We start from the raw sequence: 19,304 nt of genomic DNA on the forward strand, positions 1-19,304 counted from the left end.
GGTGGCTCTTTCGCCGCTAACCGTCACCTGGGTACCGACCGAGATTGTTCGAGCGCCACTGCGTTCGCCTGGGATACCGACTTTTCGCCGTCGCAATCCCTCTTCAGCCGAGAGCTCCTTCCTCAACCGGTCAAGCTCGGAGGATAGGGGTTATGATTAGACGTGTCTCGAGAGCTTGCTCGCCGTAGGCCAGTATTATTAAGGGAGAAGCACATACCGCCAATTCTCACCTGTAGCGTTGAATGGTCTTTCGTTCGCCTGAAGTAGAAAGCCCGATGGCTTCTCTACCGTGGCGAAGGTGGTGTTATGAGGCAGCGTCGACTTACAGCCTATTTTTCCACCCCGCTGTCATCCCCCGTTTATTCTGAGCATCAGAGAGTTATAGCCCGCGATCAGGGCTACTTTTGGCCGAAGGTAGTCGATCGTGAACGGCCGCTTTCGGCCAGAAGCGGACGCTTGCGAGTAACTGCTTTCGACCCAAAGCTGACCTTTAGATGGGTATATTTTTTCACCTCATGAAAGGCATCTTCAAGGACTTTGCGATCCGAGCTAAAACTTTTACGCATTTTTCAGAAACAACGAGCGGTGGTTCGTCAATCATGTAAAGCAGGTGTTCGAACGCTACTCCAGCCTCGTTGTGATCGACATAATCCAGAACTATTTCACCACCATTCTTTAAACCTGCCTGAGCTAATGCATGGTCTTCCGGTACAGGGCCGAGCTGGTCGTATGCAATGGACATCAGCGTCGAAATTTCTTCAAGTACCTCAACGAAATCGGCCCTCAAGTCGTTGTAAGGGTGGCTCATAACAAACATCCCTTCGATTATGGTGACCTGCGTAGCGTTCCCGTCTGGTCGATTGTTGCCCAAGACCTGGTCTGTGCGCGCGCGCTTGGGAAGCTAAGGTCGACCGTTCGCTCTGGGGTCACGCTTTACCCATTTCCTCGTACGAAGCATCGACGAACGTGATGTGCTCATCCCAAGCAGCTTCAGCTAGATCCCGGATAATTTCAGCGAGCGTCTCAACATCCACCCCTGAGCTTCGATGCAGGCCAAGCGTCCGGGCGACCAGTCGATGACGGAACACTGTGGATACTTCCTTAGCAGCGCGGACAGCGCTTCCTGAGGAGGCTCTTTGTGGATATACATGAAGTCAAAGTACGGGGCACTGGCATTCTGAAGCGGGTACACCAGAGCCCAGGCATTTGATTGGCCGGGAAAGCAAATTCGGACATTATGATGCGCCCATTCCGGCCCGCTGTGTTTGATGTGGCGAAGTACTTCGATGATCGAATGACAATCGGCTATTCGGATCATGCGATCAGGGTCAAACGTCCAGCCAGGCCCAGGCTGGGTTGCTGCGTTACTGGTCAGAGGTGCACTCATTCTTGGTTTTCTCTTCATCGCATTACCTTAGGTTCGAACGTCCGCTTCTGGCCGATAGCGGCCCTTGAAGACTGACAGGTGGAATTCCTGCCTATGTCAATTGGCCCCTACACCTAGCCCAGGCGTGGGCACCCTTTCTTGCCACCTCGGAAACCGGGCCCTTGTAAGCTGGGTACACCGATCCTTTCTGCCTAGCTAGATGGGGCGACAGTTACCATTGATAGATTCATGTCGATCTGTAGCCTATCTACCACGTCCGGTCCGTCGTCCTTGGTCCACGCTCCGTACTGCTGACTGATCATCTTTCCATGAGTATGGCTCAACTGATCTGAGATCCAGTCGACCGGCGCACGGTGACGGCCAGGCCTCTCTACAGCCCGGTTTCCTTCCGCAATTTATTTTGAGGTACTGATTTTGCTGTCTTGGAACGGATAAGAAATGTGTGCGATGCGGAAAAATCATGTCCCTAAGCGGATGATTTAAAAGAAAAAATTACGGACTTAAAATCCCCCGCTCGTAAGGGCGTGCCGGTTCGATTCCGGCTTCGGGCACCATAATTATCAAGGGCTTGCATGATATCCGTCATGCAGGCCCTTCGTTTTTTCCGACATGAAAAATCTTTTTGGCATTTTCCGAACATCAGTCCCTTCGTAGGCTGTTCCCTTTCTTGTTCGGAAGACTTTTCTGTCTTCCCGACCGTTTCAAGCCCGAGCTCGTCCCGAGCGCCACGAATACCCAAGGTTGATAACCATCAGGCGTGTTGACCTGACGTGGTTGTAAACATTCATCCCTGAACTACGCTGGCTTACGTATCCCTTTTTGATACTTGTGCGTAAGGAATCAGGCGCATGCGAAGCAGTCTGCCGGCGGTTTGGATGGCGCTGTTCGCAACGCTCTGGAGCGATTTTGGCTGCGCGTTGGATGCCGCGCCAAAAGCGGGCGATGAGGCGGTTGAGCTGAAGGTGGTCACGGAAACTCGCGAGGCGCGCAATCTGCAAATGATCGTGCGTTCGGAGTTCACCCCATGCAGGATTTCATCCTCCACGCCTTGCGGACTGATCCGGAAATCGCAGTGCTTCTGGCGTGGGTGCGGCAATCAGGGGCACCTCGACCGGAGCGGTCAATCCAATGACGCTCGATGCTGCGGCAAAGGCGCGACTCAACAGTCATACGGCGATTGCTTACGCCATACCTGAATGCAGCCATGTTGCCATTTGTCTCGGCTGAAGAAAGCGCGTGAACTTTCTTTGAATAGAATCTGAGGGAATCATCCATGTACGGATTTTTAAAACGACACTGGTCGGTGGGGTGTTGTTTATTCTTCCGCTAGTGCTGATCTTCGCGCTTGTTGAAAAGGCCATTCACCTCTTGCGTATTCCCCTCGGCAAGTTATTACCGGTCTTTGAAGGCTATGATGTTGCTGGCATAACACTCATCAGTCTGGCAGCGGCCATGGGGCTGCTAGCGATGTGTTTTCTGGCGGGGCTGCTGGCCAGAACGAAGATGGCGTCCAGTGCTCTGGAAACGCTTGAAGTCAGGGTTTTGGGCAATCTCACGGGATACCAGCTTTTCAAGGATATAAGCACTCGGCTGGCTGGCCTGGATGACGATGGCAGCACGAAAGTCGGGATGATCGCGGAGGGGATGGGTGGCGTCTGTGCCTCGTACTGGACGCGGTAGACGACTGGGTAACCATCTACATGCCAGACGGCGGACCTGCGGGTGGAACTGCCGGCGAAGTGCGCCTCATGCCTGCTTCGCAAGTTGTTACAACGGATGTCACCTGGTTGCCGCTCGTCGCGTCCTTGCGCCGTGGTGGCCGGGGCGCGCTGCAGATGTTGGGGCCATGGTTGCCGAAACCTTGAGAAAAACTCTGACCCGTACAAGTCGTTGAAAGCGTAAGAAGAAATAACTGAATAGTGGTGTCAGGCTCCGAAAAACCGGCACTTTGATATTTTTGAAACAATCAAAATATACGCCTTGGTTCTCATTTTCCTGGGAGCTTTCCTCCCGAAAGAAGCATGCCTGTCGCTAGACGAATCATTGTTTCCAACTACCTTTTGTGGAACTTGTCTTCAGCGCTTATGGGTTAGCACTTTCCGGAAGGAGCTTTGAGAGATGAGTCTCGATTCGATAGCCATGCAGATTTGGATAATTCTGCCCAAGTCATGAGGACCAACGACATCAAAGCGGTTCTTGATGTATGGGCCAGGGACATGGTCACGTCCTACGAGCAATTGAAAACCAAATAGCTTGCTGAAAGGCCACGTTCGTATTTCGCAGCAGCAATATCGAGGTGGCCGCCAAACGTTCGCATCTACGGGCGATGCCGTGATGGGGTTAACTGATGGTTTCGCAGGGGACGCGCAATGTATAGAGGCAGCAACACTCATCGACTCATGACTCCAGTGGCTTTCGGATTTGCCACGCTGCTGTGTGGCAGCGCGTCAGCCGGGGGCATCCTGATTTACGAGGCGGGCCAGGAAGGCAATGGCCTTGCCAATGCCGGAGCCGCTGCGCTTGCAGCCGATCCGAGTGTACTGATGAGCAATCCTGCAGGGATCACTCAACTGAGCGGGACTCAAGTGAGCGCCAATGCCCAGGTGATTCTGGGAGATATGCGATTTTCTCGCGGCAGTGGCAATCAGTTCGGTGGCAATGAGGGTGGCAACGCATTGCAATACCTGCCCGGAGCCAGTTTTTTCGTCAGTCATCAAATTGACGAACGATCCGCTGTTGGATTCGGCATGTATGGCAACTTTGGTTTGGCACTGGATTACGACGACGATTGGGCAGGTCGCTATTTCAACCAGGAGGCAGCCATTATCGGAGTATCGTTCCAGCCGACCTTCGCGCATAAGGTTACCGATGACCTCTCCATAGGCATCGGACCCCGCATCATGTATGCCTACTATCGAAATGAAACGGCGATCAACAACAACCTGCTGGGGCTGCGCGATAGCCCCGACGGTCAACTTGAATTCAAGGATACCGACACAGGGGTAGGCCTGAATCTCGGCTTGCTCTACCGGTTGAATGAAAGCACCCAAATAGGCTTGGCCTACACCAGCAAGATCGACTTGGAGTTCAAGGACAGTCCGACGGTGCGCAAAGTTGATAATCCGATCATCAATGCTGCACTTCGACGGTTGGATGTTGATTCCCTGGAGCTCGATATGTCGGTGCCGCAAACCGTGCTGCTTAGTGTCGCGCATGATCTGGATTCCAGATGGAAGCTGCTCGGCAGTCTCGGTTGGCAAGACTGGAGTGAGTTTGGTGACATCGGCGTAGAGGTTGATGCCAGTGCTGCCGAAGTGTCCCGCACAGCCGATCGAAACTATAAAGACACCTGGCACGCATCCCTGGGCGCGCAATATCAGGTCAACCCGCGCGTGCGTTGGAGCTTTGGCCTCGGCTATGACAGCTCTGCGGTCAATGACCGTGACCGAACCGTCGATAATCCCATGGGGGAGGCCTGGCGTGTGGCTACCGGGTTGAATTATCAAGTCGACGAAAGCCTGGACGTACATGCCGCCTATACCCTTGTATGGCTGGGAGACATGGAGGTCGATCAAACCAAGTCGCGTTCAGGGGACACGCTATCAGGCACTTACCGCAACGCTGCGCTGCACATAATCGGCGCAGGCGCGACCTGGCGCTTTTGACGTGAGCCATACATCGTCTGCAAGAACGGGCTGCTCATATCCCACACGATTCTGCCGGCCATCGATCGGCACGGTCTCGCGGCGTTGGTGATATCACTCAAAGCTTGTTCTTTTCATCCAGACAACCGACTGAAGTTGGCTGGATACTCGGTGCCGGCCTGGCGATCCTGATCTCAAAATGGCTGGACCCATGGCATCTTGGCGAATCACCTCTGGGAGCTGGATGGAAGCCCGCCGGCTGACAGGGACAAGGTCAACCAGACGTTCCTGCAACCGTTCCTCTCCTATACCAACAGCACGCTGACGACCTGGGGCGTGAATACCGAGTCGACCTATTACTGGCAATCGTCATGGCGAGGCAATGGTCCGAGTCCGGAACTGCCAGCCCTCGCCGATGCCGAAATAACAACGACAACGAGGGCAGTGCCATGACTGACGAAAAAACCGAACTACCAGAAGAAGAACCGGATCAATCAACCCCGGCGCATTCCACTGAAGAAGAGCGCGAGCGCTTGAAGGACTTCAACAAGGACGGCATCCCGCCGGGCAGTTGCTGATCCACACGGAGTCAGGCGTCCTTCCGACGTCTGACTCTTCAGTTCCCCGCGGTACTGGTCTCAGCCTGCGCCACCAACTCCCCGCTGATTGCATCGACCATGGCCGGATGTTCCTCAGCGGCCACGCGCAAATCCTCGGTAACCCGCAACTCCGCACCCGTCGGCGAAAAGGTCGCGGCGGCGGTGAACGGTGCGGGGTTGGCCGGCACCGGGCGTTTGCCGCGGCGCCAGAAGAAAAAGCTGACCATGCTCAGGTTGACCACTGCGAATACCCAGAACAGGCCGTTGGCGCCGAACGAGTTCATCACCGGCGAAATCATCATCGGGCTGATGGCCGAGCCCAGTGAATTGATCAGCAGCAAGCCCTGGATCATCGGCACCAGCGCTTCGGCGGGCGCGCGGTCGGCTGCGTGGCTGACGGCAACCGGATACAGCGCGAAGACGCCGCCACCGAGCAGAAACAGCATCGCGGCGAGCATTGTCGAGGACAGCGGCACAAGCACAATCACCAGTGACAAAACTGTGCACGCCACCGTCAGCAGGGTCAGTACCTGCAAGCGATCGGTGCGGTCGGACCAGCGTCCGACCGGATATTGCAGCAGCATCGCGCCGAGGATCGTCCAGGCCATCATGCTGCCGACTTCACCGACGTCCAGCCCGCTGCGTTGCAGATACAGCGGCAACAAGGTGTAGATTGCCGCGATGGTCACCCCCGAGCCGAAACAGCCGACCAGCCCGGTCGGCGTCACGCCCAGCAGCTGCCGGGGCTTGAGCGGCTCGACCTGATCGAGCAGCGGCGACACTCGCGGCAGGATCACGATCGGCAGCACCGACAACGCAGCGAGCATGCCGGCGACCATGAACGGCGCGCTGTCGCTCATGCTGGTGATGGTCCCCAGCGTGGCCTGGCCCAAAACACCAGCGCCATAAAGGACGATCATGTACAGCGCGAGCAAGCGCCCGCGAATCTTTTCGTCACCGGCCAGCAGCAGCCAGCTCTCGATTACCAGAAACACACCGACCGTGGCCCAGCCGTTGATCAGGCGCAGGACCAGCCAGCCCCAAGTGTCATAGAACAGACCCTGCAACAGGATCGTCACGGCGATCAGCGAGGCGAAGCTGCCGTAGGCACGAATGTGGCCGATGCGCAAAATCAGCCGGTCATTGAACACTGCGCCTAGCGTCAGCCCCATGAAATACGCCGATGAAACAACCCCGATCATCGTCGCCGAGGCGCCGGCGGCGTCCAGGCGAAGGGTGGTCAGGAGGAAAGAAAACCATTGCCCAGAGCAATAATGAACAGCCCGAGCAGGGGCGCCAGCGCCATGGCCAGCAAACGCGGAGACATAAAAACCTCAAGAAATCGAACAGCGCAACGTGCGCCTCTGCGCGTGCGGTTGCCAGGCTGGAACAGGTGTTGTGCAAGTGTCTGCCGGTCGGGCAGGGTGGTGGCATCGGACAGGGTCCGCCTTGCAGGTCCGCGTCCTTGACCAGACGCGCGATTGCAAGAGCGCGCGGGATTCTACGGCTTGCGCAGGATTTGCCAATAGCTGGAGGCTGCGACGTTAGGACGCAGGTCAACCAAAGCCCGAGGTATAAACGCAGCGCATCGATTGCGCAGCGCAAATGTCGCTTTATGCGTTGCGTTTTGCTGGTTAGCCTGTGCGGTCGAATTGCCATACAGCACCAGGAGTCGTGATGCAGATCAGAGGTGAGCGGGCTGCCACAGGGTGTGGCCTGATGGCGATTGTTTTATGGAGTACTGCCGCCGGATTGATCAGGGGTGTCAGCGAGCATTTCGGCCCGTTGGGCGGCGCGGCGATGATTTATTCATTGGGCGCCATTTTGTTGCTGGCGTTTCTTGGTCGTCCGCACATTCGTTCGACATCAAGGCTCTATCTTGTGCTCGGCAGCGCCTTGTTCGTCGCCTATGAGGTGTGTCTGTCGTTGGCTCTGGGCTTTGCCAGTGATCGCCATCAAGCCATCGAATTGGGCGTGGTGAATTATCTGTGGCCCTGTCTGACCGTGGTACTGGCGATCATCATGAACGGGCAGAAAACCCGGTGGCTGATCATTCCAGGCTCGATGCTGGCGATTTTCGGTATTTTGTGGGTGGTCAGCGGCGAAGGATTGTCACTGCCGGGGATTGTCCTGAATGTTCAGTCCAACCCGCTGAGTTACAGCCTGGCACTGGCTTGCGCCATCACATTCGCCTTGTATTGCAATGTCACCCGCCGCTACGCCGGCGGGCAGAATCTGGTGGTGCTGTTTTTCGCGCTGACGTCCGTTGTGCTGTGGTCGAAATGGTATGTGAGCGATGAGCAGATCCCGGCGACCACCCTGGCAAATGCCCTCGAGCTACTTGCCGCCGGGATTGCCATGGCTGGTGGTTACGCGCTATGGAACATCGGCATCCTGCGCGGCAACCTGACCCTGCTGGCGACCGCATCCTACTCCGCGCCAGTGTTGTCATCCGCATTTGCTGCAGCGTGGCTTGGCGTCAGCTTGCAAGTGCAATTCTGGCAGGGCGCGGTATTGGTCACCGTAGGCTCGCTGATGTGTTGGCAGGCGACCCGGCAACGGTTGGCTGCCCAATGACAGCGGGCAAAGTCAGCGACGTCCCGCGCTCATGAGCTCGCTGTCAGGCTTTAAGAAATTTCGCAGCACAGCTGACAAACAACAACAGCACGACCACGCCCCCAAAGCAATCGTCAACGAGCTGAAATGGGCGATCATGCCAATGAACGCCGGCCCCATCAGAATCCCCGCGTAACCCATGGATATGATCGCCGGAATCGCTGTGCGCTGCGGCATGCGCTGTTGCCGACCGGCGGCGCTGAACAACACCGGGACGATGTTCGAGCAGCCGGCGCCGACCAGCGCATAGCCCAGCAATGACGCTGGCCAGCCATCCAACACTAGTGAAACCAGCATGCCGACTGCCGCGCAGATGCCGCCCAGCGTCACCACGCGAATGCCGCCCAATCGACTGACAATCGCGTCGCCGGTCAGCCGCCCAAGAGTCATGGCTGCAGCGAAACAGGCGTAGCCCAAACCTGCGTAGCTCGGTGGGATGTCGCGTTGCGAGGCAAGAAACACCGCGCTCCAGTCGAGCATTGCGCCTTCGGTCAGGAACACGATGAAGCAGAGGACGCCCAGCAACAGGACGATTCCGCGCGGGACCGCGAATATCGGGCCATCGCGCTCGGTGCCGTAAGGCAAGAGGTTTGGTGCAGCTTTATATAGCGAGGCGAGAATGATCGCCACCAGACACAGCACCGATGGCAGCGGATCCAGGCCAAGGCTGAGCATCGCTGTCATCGCCCCGGCACCGGCGATACCGCCCACGCTATAGAGCCCATGAAAACCCGATTGCAGGGTTTCGCCGCTGTTCTTTTCGACGATGATCGACTGGATATTGATCGCACAGTCGAGCATGCCCATGCTCGCGCCGAACAACAGCACCGTGAGCGCCAGCCCCGGTAGGGACGTCAGCTGGCTGAGCGTCGGCAGCACCGCACACAGGACCAGAGTCGAGGCGATGATCAGCGGGCGACAGCCAAAACGCGCGGTCAGATACCCGGCGAACGGCATGGCCACGATCGAGCCGATACCAAAGCCCAGCAACAACAGGCCCAGGCCACCTTCGTCCAGCCCGGTGCGCGCTTTCACCAGCGGAACCAGCGGCGCCCAGGCCGACATGACAATGCCGGTGATCAGGAAAACGATCCGCGTGGACGCGCGCTCGCCGTAGTTTTCACGTGTTGCCAGGGATGATGTGCATCCACTCATGGACAGACGCGCCAGTCAGCCAACAGACTTCAACGAAATCGGCCCTTTCAACCGATCCATCATCGTCGCGCAATACCAGTCATCGAACTGACAAACGCCAGTCTCGGCGGTTTCAGAGTACGGGCCGGGTTCGTAGGAGGGCGAAGTCACACCGCGTTGGGTGCCTTCAACCAGCGTGCGGTCCTGATCGTTGGTGGCAATCCACACCTTGGTCAGGCGCTCAATGTCGTAATCCACGCCTTCCACTGCCGTGTTGGGCACCAGCCATTTGGTGGTGACCAGTGTTTCAGTGGCGCTGATCGGCAGCACACGGAAACTCAGCGCATGGTCGCCGAGGAAGTGGTTCCAGGTGGACGGGTAGTGGAAGTACAGCAGCGCGCCGATGTCCGCTTCGGAAGTTTTGTCGAGGCGGCCGTTGACGGCGGGCTTGCCATCCATGGTGTAGCTGACGGCACCGGATGAAAGCGGGATGCGGGTCATGCGGAACTGGCCGTTGATGTCCATCACCAGGCGGCTGGGCAATCCGGCCTTTTCGCACTTGGCCCAGTATGCCGACAGCTCGGGATCGTCTTCGCCGCTGATGCCACCGACCGAAAGGTTATCAACGAACGAATGCAGCAACTCTGGATGAGAACCGTCGCAGTGGTAACACTCGCGATTGTTTTCGAAGACCAGTTTCCAGTTGCCTTTCTCGACGATGTTCGATTCGAACGCGACTTTGCAGTCTTCAAGAAAATGCGGCGCGATGAACGGGCTGACAGCCTTGCGGAAACCCTCAAAGTCCGGCGCCTTGGCAGCCATGCAAACATAAATGTAGGTATCGACGATCTCGCAGTGCACGCTTTTCAGATTGTATTGCGATTTGTCGAAATCCTGGCCCATGTTGCCGGCGAACAACAGGTTGCCGTCCAGCTCGTAAGTCCACTTGTGATACGGGCAGACCATCTTCGCCACTTTGCCATGGTCAGCCTCACAGATTTTCGCGCCACGGTGCCGGCACGCATTGTGGAAAGCCCGAACCTCACCGTCCTTGCCGCGCACGACGGCAACCGGATAGTCGCCAATCTGCAGCGTGAAATACTGGCCCGGCTTGGTGATTTCGAAGGTGTGGCCGGCGAAGATCCAGTCCTTGTGCCAGATCTGCTCAAGATCCTGACGGTAAACGTCCTCACTGCGGTAGAGCGCGCCCGGCAGCGAGTGCCATGGCTTGCGTTGTGCGATCAGGTCAAAAACGGTTTGGTTGTTGTTCATTGTTATCCTCCCAGGACATCAATCTTGAGCGGTCACCTGCAATCGTGACTTTTGATAAATGATAGGCCTCAGGCTATAGCGCTCTGGACGCGCGCCACAACCGACATTTGCTGCGGGCAATTAATGATGTGCGGTTATGAGTGGGATGATTCACGGTGAGGTCGGCACCGCTTGAAAAACCGCTTGCAGGGCGGTGATGGCGCAGTCCGCCTGAGCAATGTTGCGGATCGCCGCTTTCACGGCGTCACTGCGTTCAGGGCCCAGACTGCGGGCGAACAGATCAAACTTCTGCTCCAGTTCTTCAACGCTCAGAGCCGTGTGCGGATCGCCGCGGGCTGCGGTGATCGGACTCACCAGCACCTCACCATTTTTCAGGGTAATGCTCAACCGGGATAGGATTTCCTCGGGGAATCTGGCTGAGATATCGGCGGCTTCGACGATTTCGATGCGGGCGCTGAGGGCCAGAATATCCGGCGCAGTAATCGCGGCTCCGGTGACTTCGTCCGGCCCGACCTTGCCCCTGACAATCAGCGCTGCGAGTGGAAAGGCGAGGGCGTATTGCGCTTGGTCGGCGTCCTTCGGTGAATGTCCCTGCAGGCACATCGATTCATAGAACGTTTCCACACGTATGGTTTCGATCGAATCGGCAGCGAGCAGCGGATGTTGCCGTTGCAGCTCAAGCATTGCGGTCAGCGCCGGTTGCGCCCAGCGGCAGACCGGCCAGGGTTTGAAGTACTGGCTGTCGATTTCCCAGCGCTCGCCGAGGTCGCGCCAATGCTCTGAAACGGTGACGTCCTCAACGGTTTCCGCCGGCGCCCCGGTGATGCCTTCCATGGCCATGAACAATGCGTTCAAACCGGTAAATGCGCCCGCGCCGTGGGCGTCCCGCAGCATCGTCGGCGCTTGCACCACGCGCATCATCGGGCAGCGCGCGCTGAAGTATTCGGCAATGCCCAAGGCGTGGCGAAAGGTGGACTCATCCAGACCCAACAATCGCGCTCCGGCGCAGACCACGCCCAAGGCCGAGAACCCACCGGACGCGTGATACGTCGGCGAGGTTGCCATTAATGCGGAACCTGCGCGCAACGCGGTTTCGTAACCAATGCACACAGCGGTCAGTAGCTCATGCCCGCTGACGGATTGGTCCTGATGCTGCAGCGCATCGGCGAGGGCGAGCGCGGCGGGTACCACGGTCGCCCCGGCGTGGCCCTTGGATTTGAAATGGCCTTCATGCGCGTCGAGGCTGTCGGCGCTGAACCCTCCGGCCCACGCTGCGCCAAGCGCATTGACGCGCTGCCCGGCGAAAATCAGGCGACTGCTATAGAGGCCGGCCGGATAGTGCCGTTCGGCAAACCGGCGCATCGCGACAGTGGTGTCATTGCTCGCCGCGCCGGCCATGACGCCGATGATGTCCAGCAGACTGTTTTGCACGATGGCGCGGGTGTTCTGCGGAGCGTCGAGAAATCAAAATCGCGAATGAATTCGAAGAGTGACATGTAGCAAGCCCTTCCTGTGTGTTGAGCGCGACCGCGCTTGGCCGGCGCCGCTCAACAATGAGTCAGGGAAGGGGGACTGCTCCAGCGACATTTTCGTCAGGGTATTGATAACCAAAACGACTGACGCTGGCGCAGCGCAGATCAACGGCGGGGAAACTTCGCCAGAATCCATTCGCGAAAGCGCCGCAATTCATCTTCATTGTCTGAATTTTCGCGGCAGCTCAGGTAGTGCCAACTGTTGCGCAACTGCACCTGTTGCTCGATGGGTCGCACCAGCAGGCCTTGCTGCACCAGCGAGGTGACCAGATGATTCCAGCCCAGCGCAATGCCCTGATGAGTCAGGACCATGCTGATCAGCAGGTTGTAGTCGTTGGCGTTGAAAATCTGTGGACTGTTGGTCGGGCGGTCGTCGATATCGATCGCCTGAAATGCCAGCCACACGCCCCAGTCGACGTGTTCGGCCACTTGCGAGCGACCGTAAGGGCTGAGGTTGAGTAACGCCGAATCGCGAACGCCCTCGATGGTGGAAATTTCCGGGTGCTGCTCCAGGTATTGCGGCGTGCACACCGGGTAGATCACGTCATGGCACAGCGGATAGCTTCTATAGCCTTCGCGGATGCGCGAAATCTTGGTGATGAAGATGTCCGGCTGCACGCCGGGTTCCATGGTCAGAAAATTCTGCGTGGTGATCAGGTTCAGCTCAATGTCCGGGCATTGGGCGAAGAATTCCTGCAAATGATTCGACAGCCACAGCGCGGAGAAGGCCGGTGAGCAGCAGACCGTGAGCACCTTCTTGCTCGACTGGCTGCTGCGGATGCGTTCGGCAGCCTGAGCGATGTTGACGAACGACAGCTGCGCGGCATCGAAGAACACCGCGCCGGCAGCGGTCAGTTCTACCGCACGACCGACCCGGGTAAACAGTTGCGCGCCCAGGTAGCTTTCCAGCTCGCGGATCTGCCGGCTGATCGCCGCTTGCGAAACGCACAACGCCTCGGCAGCACGGGTGAAACTTTCGTATTTGGCGGCGGCGACAAATGCCTTCACGGCCCTCAAGGACGGCATTTTCAGCAGGATGGTGTCAGGGTCGACATGCTTGGTCATTCGTTCACTCTCCTAACGATACAGCTCCCCAACGAAGCGCGAGGAGGGTAACGGAACGCTCCTCGCAGGGCCACGCCAGCGTCGCTTTGGGAATAGACCCGGTCGCTCATGGTGCGAAGCCGACCGGTCAGCCATGCCCGGCCTCGCAACCGATAACCCGACGTTATCAAATTGTCCCTGTAAATGTAGTTGGATTAAGTGCGGTGATGCTAATAGATTTGCAACATCCCCTCTTTCCTGGGCACCCAAAAATAATAAAAGGAAACCCGTCGTGAAAATATTCATTGATTACCGCTGCCGTTCAAAAACAGTTTCGCTTGATTGCTTGTTGTTTAAAGCAATCGAAGTGCGACACGAAGGAGGCATGGTATGACAAGTTCCGACGAGATCATCTGCGTAAAGAATGTTTTCAAAGTCTTCGGCAGCCAGCCATCGCTGGCCATGAAGATGATTGAAGAGGGCGCCTCGAAAGCTGAAGTATTCAAGAAGACCGGTCAGGCCATTGGTGTATTCGACGCCAACTTTTCCGTTCGCCGAGGCGAAATCTTCGTGATCATGGGTTTGTCCGGTTCCGGCAAATCGACCATGGTCCGCTTGTTCAACCGGTTGATCGAGCCGACCTCCGGCAAGATCTTCCTCAATGGCAAGGAAATCACTGGCCTGGGCGACAAGGACCTGCTGCAAGTGCGGCGCAAAGACATGGGCATGGTCTTCCAGTCCTTCGCCCTGATGCCGCACATGAGCGTCATCGACAACGTCAGTTTCGGTCTGGAAATCAGCGGTGTCAGCGAGAAAGAACGTTACTGCCGGGCCATGGGCGCCCTCGAGCAGGTCGGGCTTTCCGGTCAGGAATTCAGCTTCCCGCATCAACTCTCCGGCGGCATGCAGCAGCGCGTAGGCCTGGCCCGCGCCCTGGCCAACGACCCCGCCATTCTGCTGATGGACGAAGCCTTCTCCGCACTCGACCCGATGATCCGCAGCGAAATGCAGGGCGAGCTGATCAAGCTCCAGGCCGAGCAGGATCGCACGATCATTTTCATCTCTCACGATATCGAAGAAGCGGTTCGCATCGGTCATCGCATTGCAATCATGGAGGGCGGGCGGGTGGTGCAGATCGGCACGCCGCGTGAACTTCTGTGCAACCCGGTGAATAAATATGTGCGTGACTTCTTCAATGGTTTCGACACCAGTCGGATATTGAAGGCCGGCGATATTGCCCAGCAGGATTCCAATGTTGTTTATCTGCCGGGCAGTCAAGTAACGATCAAGGCTGAAGCCTCATTACGAGACATCTTTCATATCGTCGCAGCCTCGCCAACACCAATGCCGGTGGTGGATGAAGTTGGACTTTATAAAGGTTCGATTTCCCAAGGGCATTTACTGAGCTGCCTGAGTAACAGCTGAACTCCGAACACTCAGAATTGATAAAGCAGTTTCTGCGGGCGAGGTAGCACCATGTCAGATTTCAATATTCTGGATCCTTTCCAGAGCATCAACATTCCTTTGGGGGCGTGGGTCGAAACCGCGCTCAAATATCTGGTCGGTAACTTTCGCGAAGTGTTTCGCTCGATTCGCTGGCCGGTCGACCAGGTTTTGGACGGCGTGCAGTGGAGCCTGCTCTCAGTGCCTCCCACGGTATTCATCATCATTGCCGGACTGATCAGTTGGCAGATCGGCGGCAAACGCATCGCCATTTTCAGCGTCGCCACGCTGACCGGCCTCGGCCTGATCGGCGTGTGGAACGACGCCATGGTCACGCTGGCCCTGGTGCTGACCTCGCTGTTGTTCTGCGCGGTCATCGGCATCCCGTTGGGCATTCTCTGTGCGCGCAGTGATCGCACGGAAATGATCATCCGCCCGGTGCTGGACGCCATGCAGACGCTGCCGGCGTTCGTTTATCTGGTGCCGGTGGTCATGCTCTTCGGTATCGGCAACGTGCCCGGCGTGATCGTCACCATCATCTTTTCCGTCGCGCCACTGGTGCGGCTAACCAACCTTGGTATTCGTCAGGTTCCCGCCGACAAGGTCGAAGCGGCGCGGGCGTTCGGCTGCACGGCCACACAAATGCTGCTGAAGGTGCAACTGCCGCTGGCGGCGCCAACGATGATGGCCGGGCTCAACCAGACGCTGATGTTGTCGCTATCGATGGTGGTGGTCGCCTCGATGATCTCGGTGGGGGGCTCGGTTTGATGGTGTTGAGCGGCATCGGTCGCCTCGACATGGGCCTGGCCAGTGTCGGCGGCGCCGGGTTGGTGCTGTTGGCGGTGTTCCTGGATCGCTTGACCCAGGCCATGGGTGAACGCAGCAGTGATCTGGCTACTGGTCAGCGCTGGTATGAAAGCGGCCCGCTGGGGCTGGTGATGAAACTGAAAAAAGAAAGCCGTTGCGCGTCCAGTGACGAACTGAGTTTGCCTGCTCACCCATAAACCATTTCAAGCGTGGTGAAACATGAAACTGACAACTCTCAAGAAAAGCCTGATGGCTTCGCTGCTCGGCACATTGTTGTGCTCGGCCGTTTACGCCGCCGATGCCAATAAACCGGGTGCCGGTGTGTCGATCACGCCGATTTTCCCGAGCATCGCCGAGGAGCGTTTTCGCGGTGAGGTGGTGATCGCCGGACTCAAGGAACTCGGCTACGACGTGAAAGCGCCGAAAGAGGTCGACTATCCGGCGATGTTCCTCGCGCTGTCCTACGGTGATGCGGATTTCACCGTGCATGAATGGGAAAACCTGCACCAGGCATTTTATGAAAAGGCTGGCGGCGACGATGTGATGGTCAAGGTCGGCCAGATCATGAAAGGCGTGCTGCAGGGCTACATGATCGACAAGAAAACCGCCGAGGCTTACCAGATCAAGGACCTTTCCGATCTGAAAAAGCCGGAGATCGCCAAACTGTTCGACAGCAACGGCGATGGCAAAGCCGATCTGACCGGCTGCAACCCGGGCTGGGGCTGCGAAATCATGATCGAACATCACATGAAGGCCTATGGTCTCGGTCCGACTGTGGTGGATAACCGCGGCTCGTATTTCGCCTTGATGGCCGACACCATCGCGCGCTTTCAACAGGGTAAACCTGTGCTGTTCTTCACTTGGGTACCGCAATGGATTGCCGGTGTGCTCGTCGAAGGACGCGATGTGGTCTGGCTGCCGGTGCCGTTCACATCGCTGCCGGATGGCAAGGAAAGCAAAGACACCTTCCATGACGGCAAGAACCTTGGTTTCCCGGTGGACACGGTCAATGCCGTGATGAACAAGGAATTCGCCGAGAAGAACCCGGTGGCGCGCAAATTCCTCTCCGAAGTCAGCATTCCGACCAGCGCGGAAAGCGAGCAGAACCTGCGCATGCAAAAGGGTGAAAAATCCCTCGCCGACATCAAGCGTCACGCCGCCGAGTGGATCAAGGCCAATCAACAGGCTTATGACGGCTGGCTGAGCGACGCACGCGCGGCTGCAAAGTAAACGGTTCGTCTGCTGTTGGCGGCGGCTCAGCCAGTCGCCAACAAGCGATCGCAGGTGTCAGTGAACGGTAGCGAGTGAGCGAAGATGGAAACCTTTCAGAGTCCGTTGAAGCAGCAAAACATTGGCTTTCGCCAGTCTGCGTCAGTGTCCGGACAAGCGCGGGTGGTGCGAGTGGCGTTTGTGCTGCTCGAGCATTTCTCCCTGACGACCCTGTCCACGGCGATGGACGCGCTGGCCACCGGCAACCTGATCAACGCCGAGACGCTGTACATGGTCTCGACCTGGTCGCTCAAGGGCGGACAGGTCGAAAGCGATGTCGGCGTATCGGTGTCTTCACAACGACTGGTCGCAGAAGGCTTCAACCAGGATGCACTGATCGTGATCGGCGGTCAGCGCGTCCGCCTGGCGCCGCAACCGCTGCTGCGCCGAGTGCTGAAGAGAACTGCCGGCAAAGGCATCGTTGCCGGCTGCTGGAATGCGGCGTTCCATCTGGCTGATGCAGGTTTGCTCGGCGCTGAGGAATTCGCCTGTCACCGCGACAGCTGCGGTTTGATCAGCGAGTACTTCCCGCAGTTGAAAGCCTCCAGCCGTGAATTCATCGTCGCTCAGCGCCGAGCCACTTGTGCCAACGCTCATGCGGCACTGGATATGATCCTGGCGATCATGCAGGAACTGGGTTCGCACAACGATGCGGCGCTGCTCGATGAAATCAAACGGGTCCATCAGCCGGCACAGGGCAAACCTGTGGGAGCTGCCGACAGTGTTCGGCCTGCAGCGATTCCCAAGCCGCTGAACGTCGCCATCGACCTGATGGAAAACAACATCGAGGAGCCGATGGAAATCGATGCCATCGCCAGTCACGTCGGAGTCTCGCGCCGACAGCTGGAGCGCCGCTTCGCGCGCTATCTGAACGCTGCGCCCAACCGCTATTACCTGGAGTTGCGCCTGACCCGAGCGCGGCAACTGATTGTGCAAAGTGATCGCTCGATGACCGACGTGGCACTGGCGACCGGTTTTGTCAGTTATCCGCACTTCTACAAACGCTTCAAGGATCTGTTCGGCTTACCGCCGATGACGTTCAGGGATTACCACTACGCCAGCGACTCTGCCAGCAGCGAGCGCTATGCCGTAGCCGCCACCTACTGAACAGCGCGCGAACTGACTGTTTGCGCCGGTCACGGTTTTTATCAGTTCCGGATCAACGCCACTGCGTGCGTTCGCTTTGTGCCGCGTGCGTTTTGCAACTTCAACGATTAACGGTTCAACACTATGAAAGTCAGTTCATTACCCGCCGATGATGACAGTTGTGGCTGGTTTCATCTGAGCAAACCGCGCAGCCCCGAGCCTGCGCACCGTGGGCAGCGTTCGGCGCGGTGGGTGATCATCGGCGCCGGTTTCACCGGACTCGCCTGCGCGCGGCAACTGGCGTTGAATTTTCCCGATGACGAAGTGGTACTGGTCGAAGCACAGGAAGTTGGATTGGGGCCATCGGGGCGCAATGCCGGTTTCGCGATTGACCTGCCGCACGATATCGGCGCCGATGATTACATCGGTGACATCGCACTGGCGCGCACCAGTCTGAAACTCAATCTGGCCGGCCAATCGATCCTGCGTGATCTGGTCGATCAGTACCGTATCGACTGCCAGATGAAGGCGTGCGGCAAATATCAGGCCGCCGTGGAGAATCGCGGTATCGCCGTGCTCGATGCCTATCGCCGGGGCCTGGAGAAACTCGATCAGCCGTTTCAAATGATCGATGCGGAGGAGTTGCCTGAACATCTCGGCACGCATTTCTATCGCAAGGCATTGTTCACGCCGGGCGCGGTGTTGCTGCAGCCATCCGGGCTGGTCAAAGGCTTGGCCGATAATCTGCCGGCCAATGTCACGCTGTATGAGCGCACGCCGATCCTCGAAGTCGAGTACGGGGCGAAGACTGTGCTCAAACATGCCCACGGCAGCATCACGGCCGACAAACTGATTCTGGCGAACAACTCGTTCGGCATGCGTTTCGGTTTCCTCCAAGGGCGCATGTTGCCGATCTACACCTACGCCAGCATCACCCGGCCGCTGACCGAGGAAGAGCAGGCGCGCCTGGGCGGCAAACCGTTCTGGGGCGCCATTCCGGCTGACCCGTTCGGCACCACAGTGCGCCGCACCCCCGACAACCGCTTGCTGATCCGCAACAGCTTCACCTTCAACCCCGATGGTCGCAGCAACCGCAAATACAACGAGCGTTTCGTGCGCCGGCACAAGGCGTCGTTCGACCAGCGTTTCCCGATGCTGCCGGACGTGACGTTCGACTACACCTGGGGCGGCGCGCTGGCCATGTCGCGCAATCACAACGGCTTCTTCGGCGAGCTGGCGCCCAATGTCTATGGCGCGCTCGGCTGCAACGGCCTCGGCGTCACGCGCGGCACGGTCACCGGCAAGTTGCTGGCCGACTGGCTGGCCGGGCAGCGCGACGGGTTGATCGATTTCCTTCTGCAAACCCCGGCCCCAACAGCAACCCGCCCGAACCATTCCTTTCGCTTGGGGTGAACATGAACCTCAAGTGGGGGCAGTACCGCGCCGGCAGAGAAAGCTGAATTACCTGAAG

11 protein-coding genes and 5 pseudogenes are annotated in these 19,304 nt (G+C 57.8%); 10 read left to right on the top strand and 6 right to left on the bottom strand.

All coding sequences use genetic code 11. The features are described from left to right. Positions 1-508: 508 nt before the first annotated feature. Positions 509-808: a MafI family immunity protein gene (locus tag LJU32_17335; protein ID WKV87471.1), complete on the bottom strand. Its 300-nt coding sequence runs from the start codon at positions 806-808 to the stop codon at positions 509-511. Positions 809-2,235: 1,427 nt separating this feature from the next. Here LJU32_17335 and LJU32_17340 point away from each other — a divergent pair. The 4 genes and pseudogenes from LJU32_17340 to LJU32_17355 all read left to right on the top strand — a co-directional run bounded on the left by LJU32_17340 (position 2,236) and on the right by LJU32_17355 (position 5,400). Then, complete coding sequence (locus LJU32_17340; GenBank protein ID WKV91223.1) at positions 2,236-2,583, top strand: hypothetical protein; 348 nt, start codon at positions 2,236-2,238, stop codon at positions 2,581-2,583. 112 nt (positions 2,584-2,695) lie between these two features. Next, positions 2,696-3,067 carry a hypothetical protein gene (locus LJU32_17345; protein ID WKV87472.1) on the top strand — a complete coding sequence of 124 codons (372 nt, stop codon included), beginning with the start codon at positions 2,696-2,698 and terminating at the stop codon, positions 3,065-3,067. 719 nt (positions 3,068-3,786) lie between these two features. Further along, positions 3,787-5,052 carry an outer membrane protein transport protein gene (locus LJU32_17350; GenBank protein ID WKV87473.1) on the top strand — a complete coding sequence of 422 codons (1,266 nt, stop codon included), beginning with the start codon at positions 3,787-3,789 and terminating at the stop codon, positions 5,050-5,052. A gap of 33 nt (positions 5,053-5,085) precedes the next feature. Beyond that, positions 5,086-5,400 (top strand): annotated as a pseudogene (locus LJU32_17355) (transporter). Between the two features lie 247 nt (positions 5,401-5,647). On the opposite strand, the pseudogene LJU32_17360 reads toward LJU32_17355, so the two are convergent. Then, a pseudogene (locus LJU32_17360) lies at positions 5,648-6,957 on the bottom strand (MFS transporter). Positions 6,958-7,307: 350 nt separating this feature from the next. On the opposite strand from LJU32_17360, the gene yddG reads away from it, so the two are divergent. Continuing rightward, positions 7,308-8,207: an aromatic amino acid DMT transporter YddG gene (gene yddG / locus LJU32_17365; protein ID WKV87474.1), complete on the top strand. Its 900-nt coding sequence runs from the start codon at positions 7,308-7,310 to the stop codon at positions 8,205-8,207. A 12-nt stretch (positions 8,208-8,219) separates the two neighbouring features. Here the strand turns inward: yddG and LJU32_17370 are convergent, their stop codons facing one another. From LJU32_17370 to LJU32_17385, 4 genes and pseudogenes are all read right to left on the bottom strand, one after another. Then, positions 8,220-9,401 carry an MFS transporter gene (locus LJU32_17370; protein ID WKV87475.1) on the bottom strand — a complete coding sequence of 394 codons (1,182 nt, stop codon included), beginning with the start codon at positions 9,399-9,401 and terminating at the stop codon, positions 8,220-8,222. 15 nt (positions 9,402-9,416) lie between these two features. Then, positions 9,417-10,652 carry an aromatic ring-hydroxylating dioxygenase subunit alpha gene (locus tag LJU32_17375; GenBank protein ID WKV87476.1) on the bottom strand — a complete coding sequence of 412 codons (1,236 nt, stop codon included), beginning with the start codon at positions 10,650-10,652 and terminating at the stop codon, positions 9,417-9,419. Positions 10,653-10,802: 150 nt separating this feature from the next. Further along, a pseudogene (locus LJU32_17380) lies at positions 10,803-12,148 on the bottom strand (MmgE/PrpD family protein). A 141-nt stretch (positions 12,149-12,289) separates the two neighbouring features. Continuing rightward, the gene (locus LJU32_17385; GenBank protein WKV87477.1) at positions 12,290-13,249 is read right to left on the bottom strand and encodes a LysR family transcriptional regulator; all 960 of its coding nucleotides are present in this window, start codon (positions 13,247-13,249) and stop codon (positions 12,290-12,292) included. Positions 13,250-13,618: 369 nt separating this feature from the next. On the opposite strand from LJU32_17385, the gene LJU32_17390 reads away from it, so the two are divergent. The 5 genes and pseudogenes from LJU32_17390 to LJU32_17410 all read left to right on the top strand — a co-directional run bounded on the left by LJU32_17390 (position 13,619) and on the right by LJU32_17410 (position 19,293). Then, positions 13,619-14,653 carry a glycine betaine/L-proline ABC transporter ATP-binding protein gene (locus LJU32_17390; GenBank protein WKV87478.1) on the top strand — a complete coding sequence of 345 codons (1,035 nt, stop codon included), beginning with the start codon at positions 13,619-13,621 and terminating at the stop codon, positions 14,651-14,653. A gap of 51 nt (positions 14,654-14,704) precedes the next feature. Further along, positions 14,705-15,675: pseudogene (proW, locus tag LJU32_17395) on the top strand (glycine betaine/L-proline ABC transporter permease ProW). Positions 15,676-15,697: 22 nt separating this feature from the next. Then, positions 15,698-16,708 carry a glycine betaine/L-proline ABC transporter substrate-binding protein ProX gene (proX, locus tag LJU32_17400; protein WKV87479.1) on the top strand — a complete coding sequence of 337 codons (1,011 nt, stop codon included), beginning with the start codon at positions 15,698-15,700 and terminating at the stop codon, positions 16,706-16,708. 84 nt (positions 16,709-16,792) lie between these two features. Further along, entirely contained in the window at positions 16,793-17,854 is a 1,062-nt protein-coding gene (locus LJU32_17405; GenBank protein WKV87480.1) for a helix-turn-helix domain-containing protein, read from the top strand. A 123-nt stretch (positions 17,855-17,977) separates the two neighbouring features. Continuing rightward, positions 17,978-19,293 (top strand): annotated as a pseudogene (locus LJU32_17410) (FAD-binding oxidoreductase). The last annotated feature ends 11 nt before the right edge of the window (positions 19,294-19,304 follow it).

It is taken from the genome of Pseudomonas sp. B21_DOA (assembly GCA_030544685.1).
Taxonomy (GTDB): domain Bacteria; phylum Pseudomonadota; class Gammaproteobacteria; order Pseudomonadales; family Pseudomonadaceae; genus Aquipseudomonas; species Aquipseudomonas fluorescens_AO.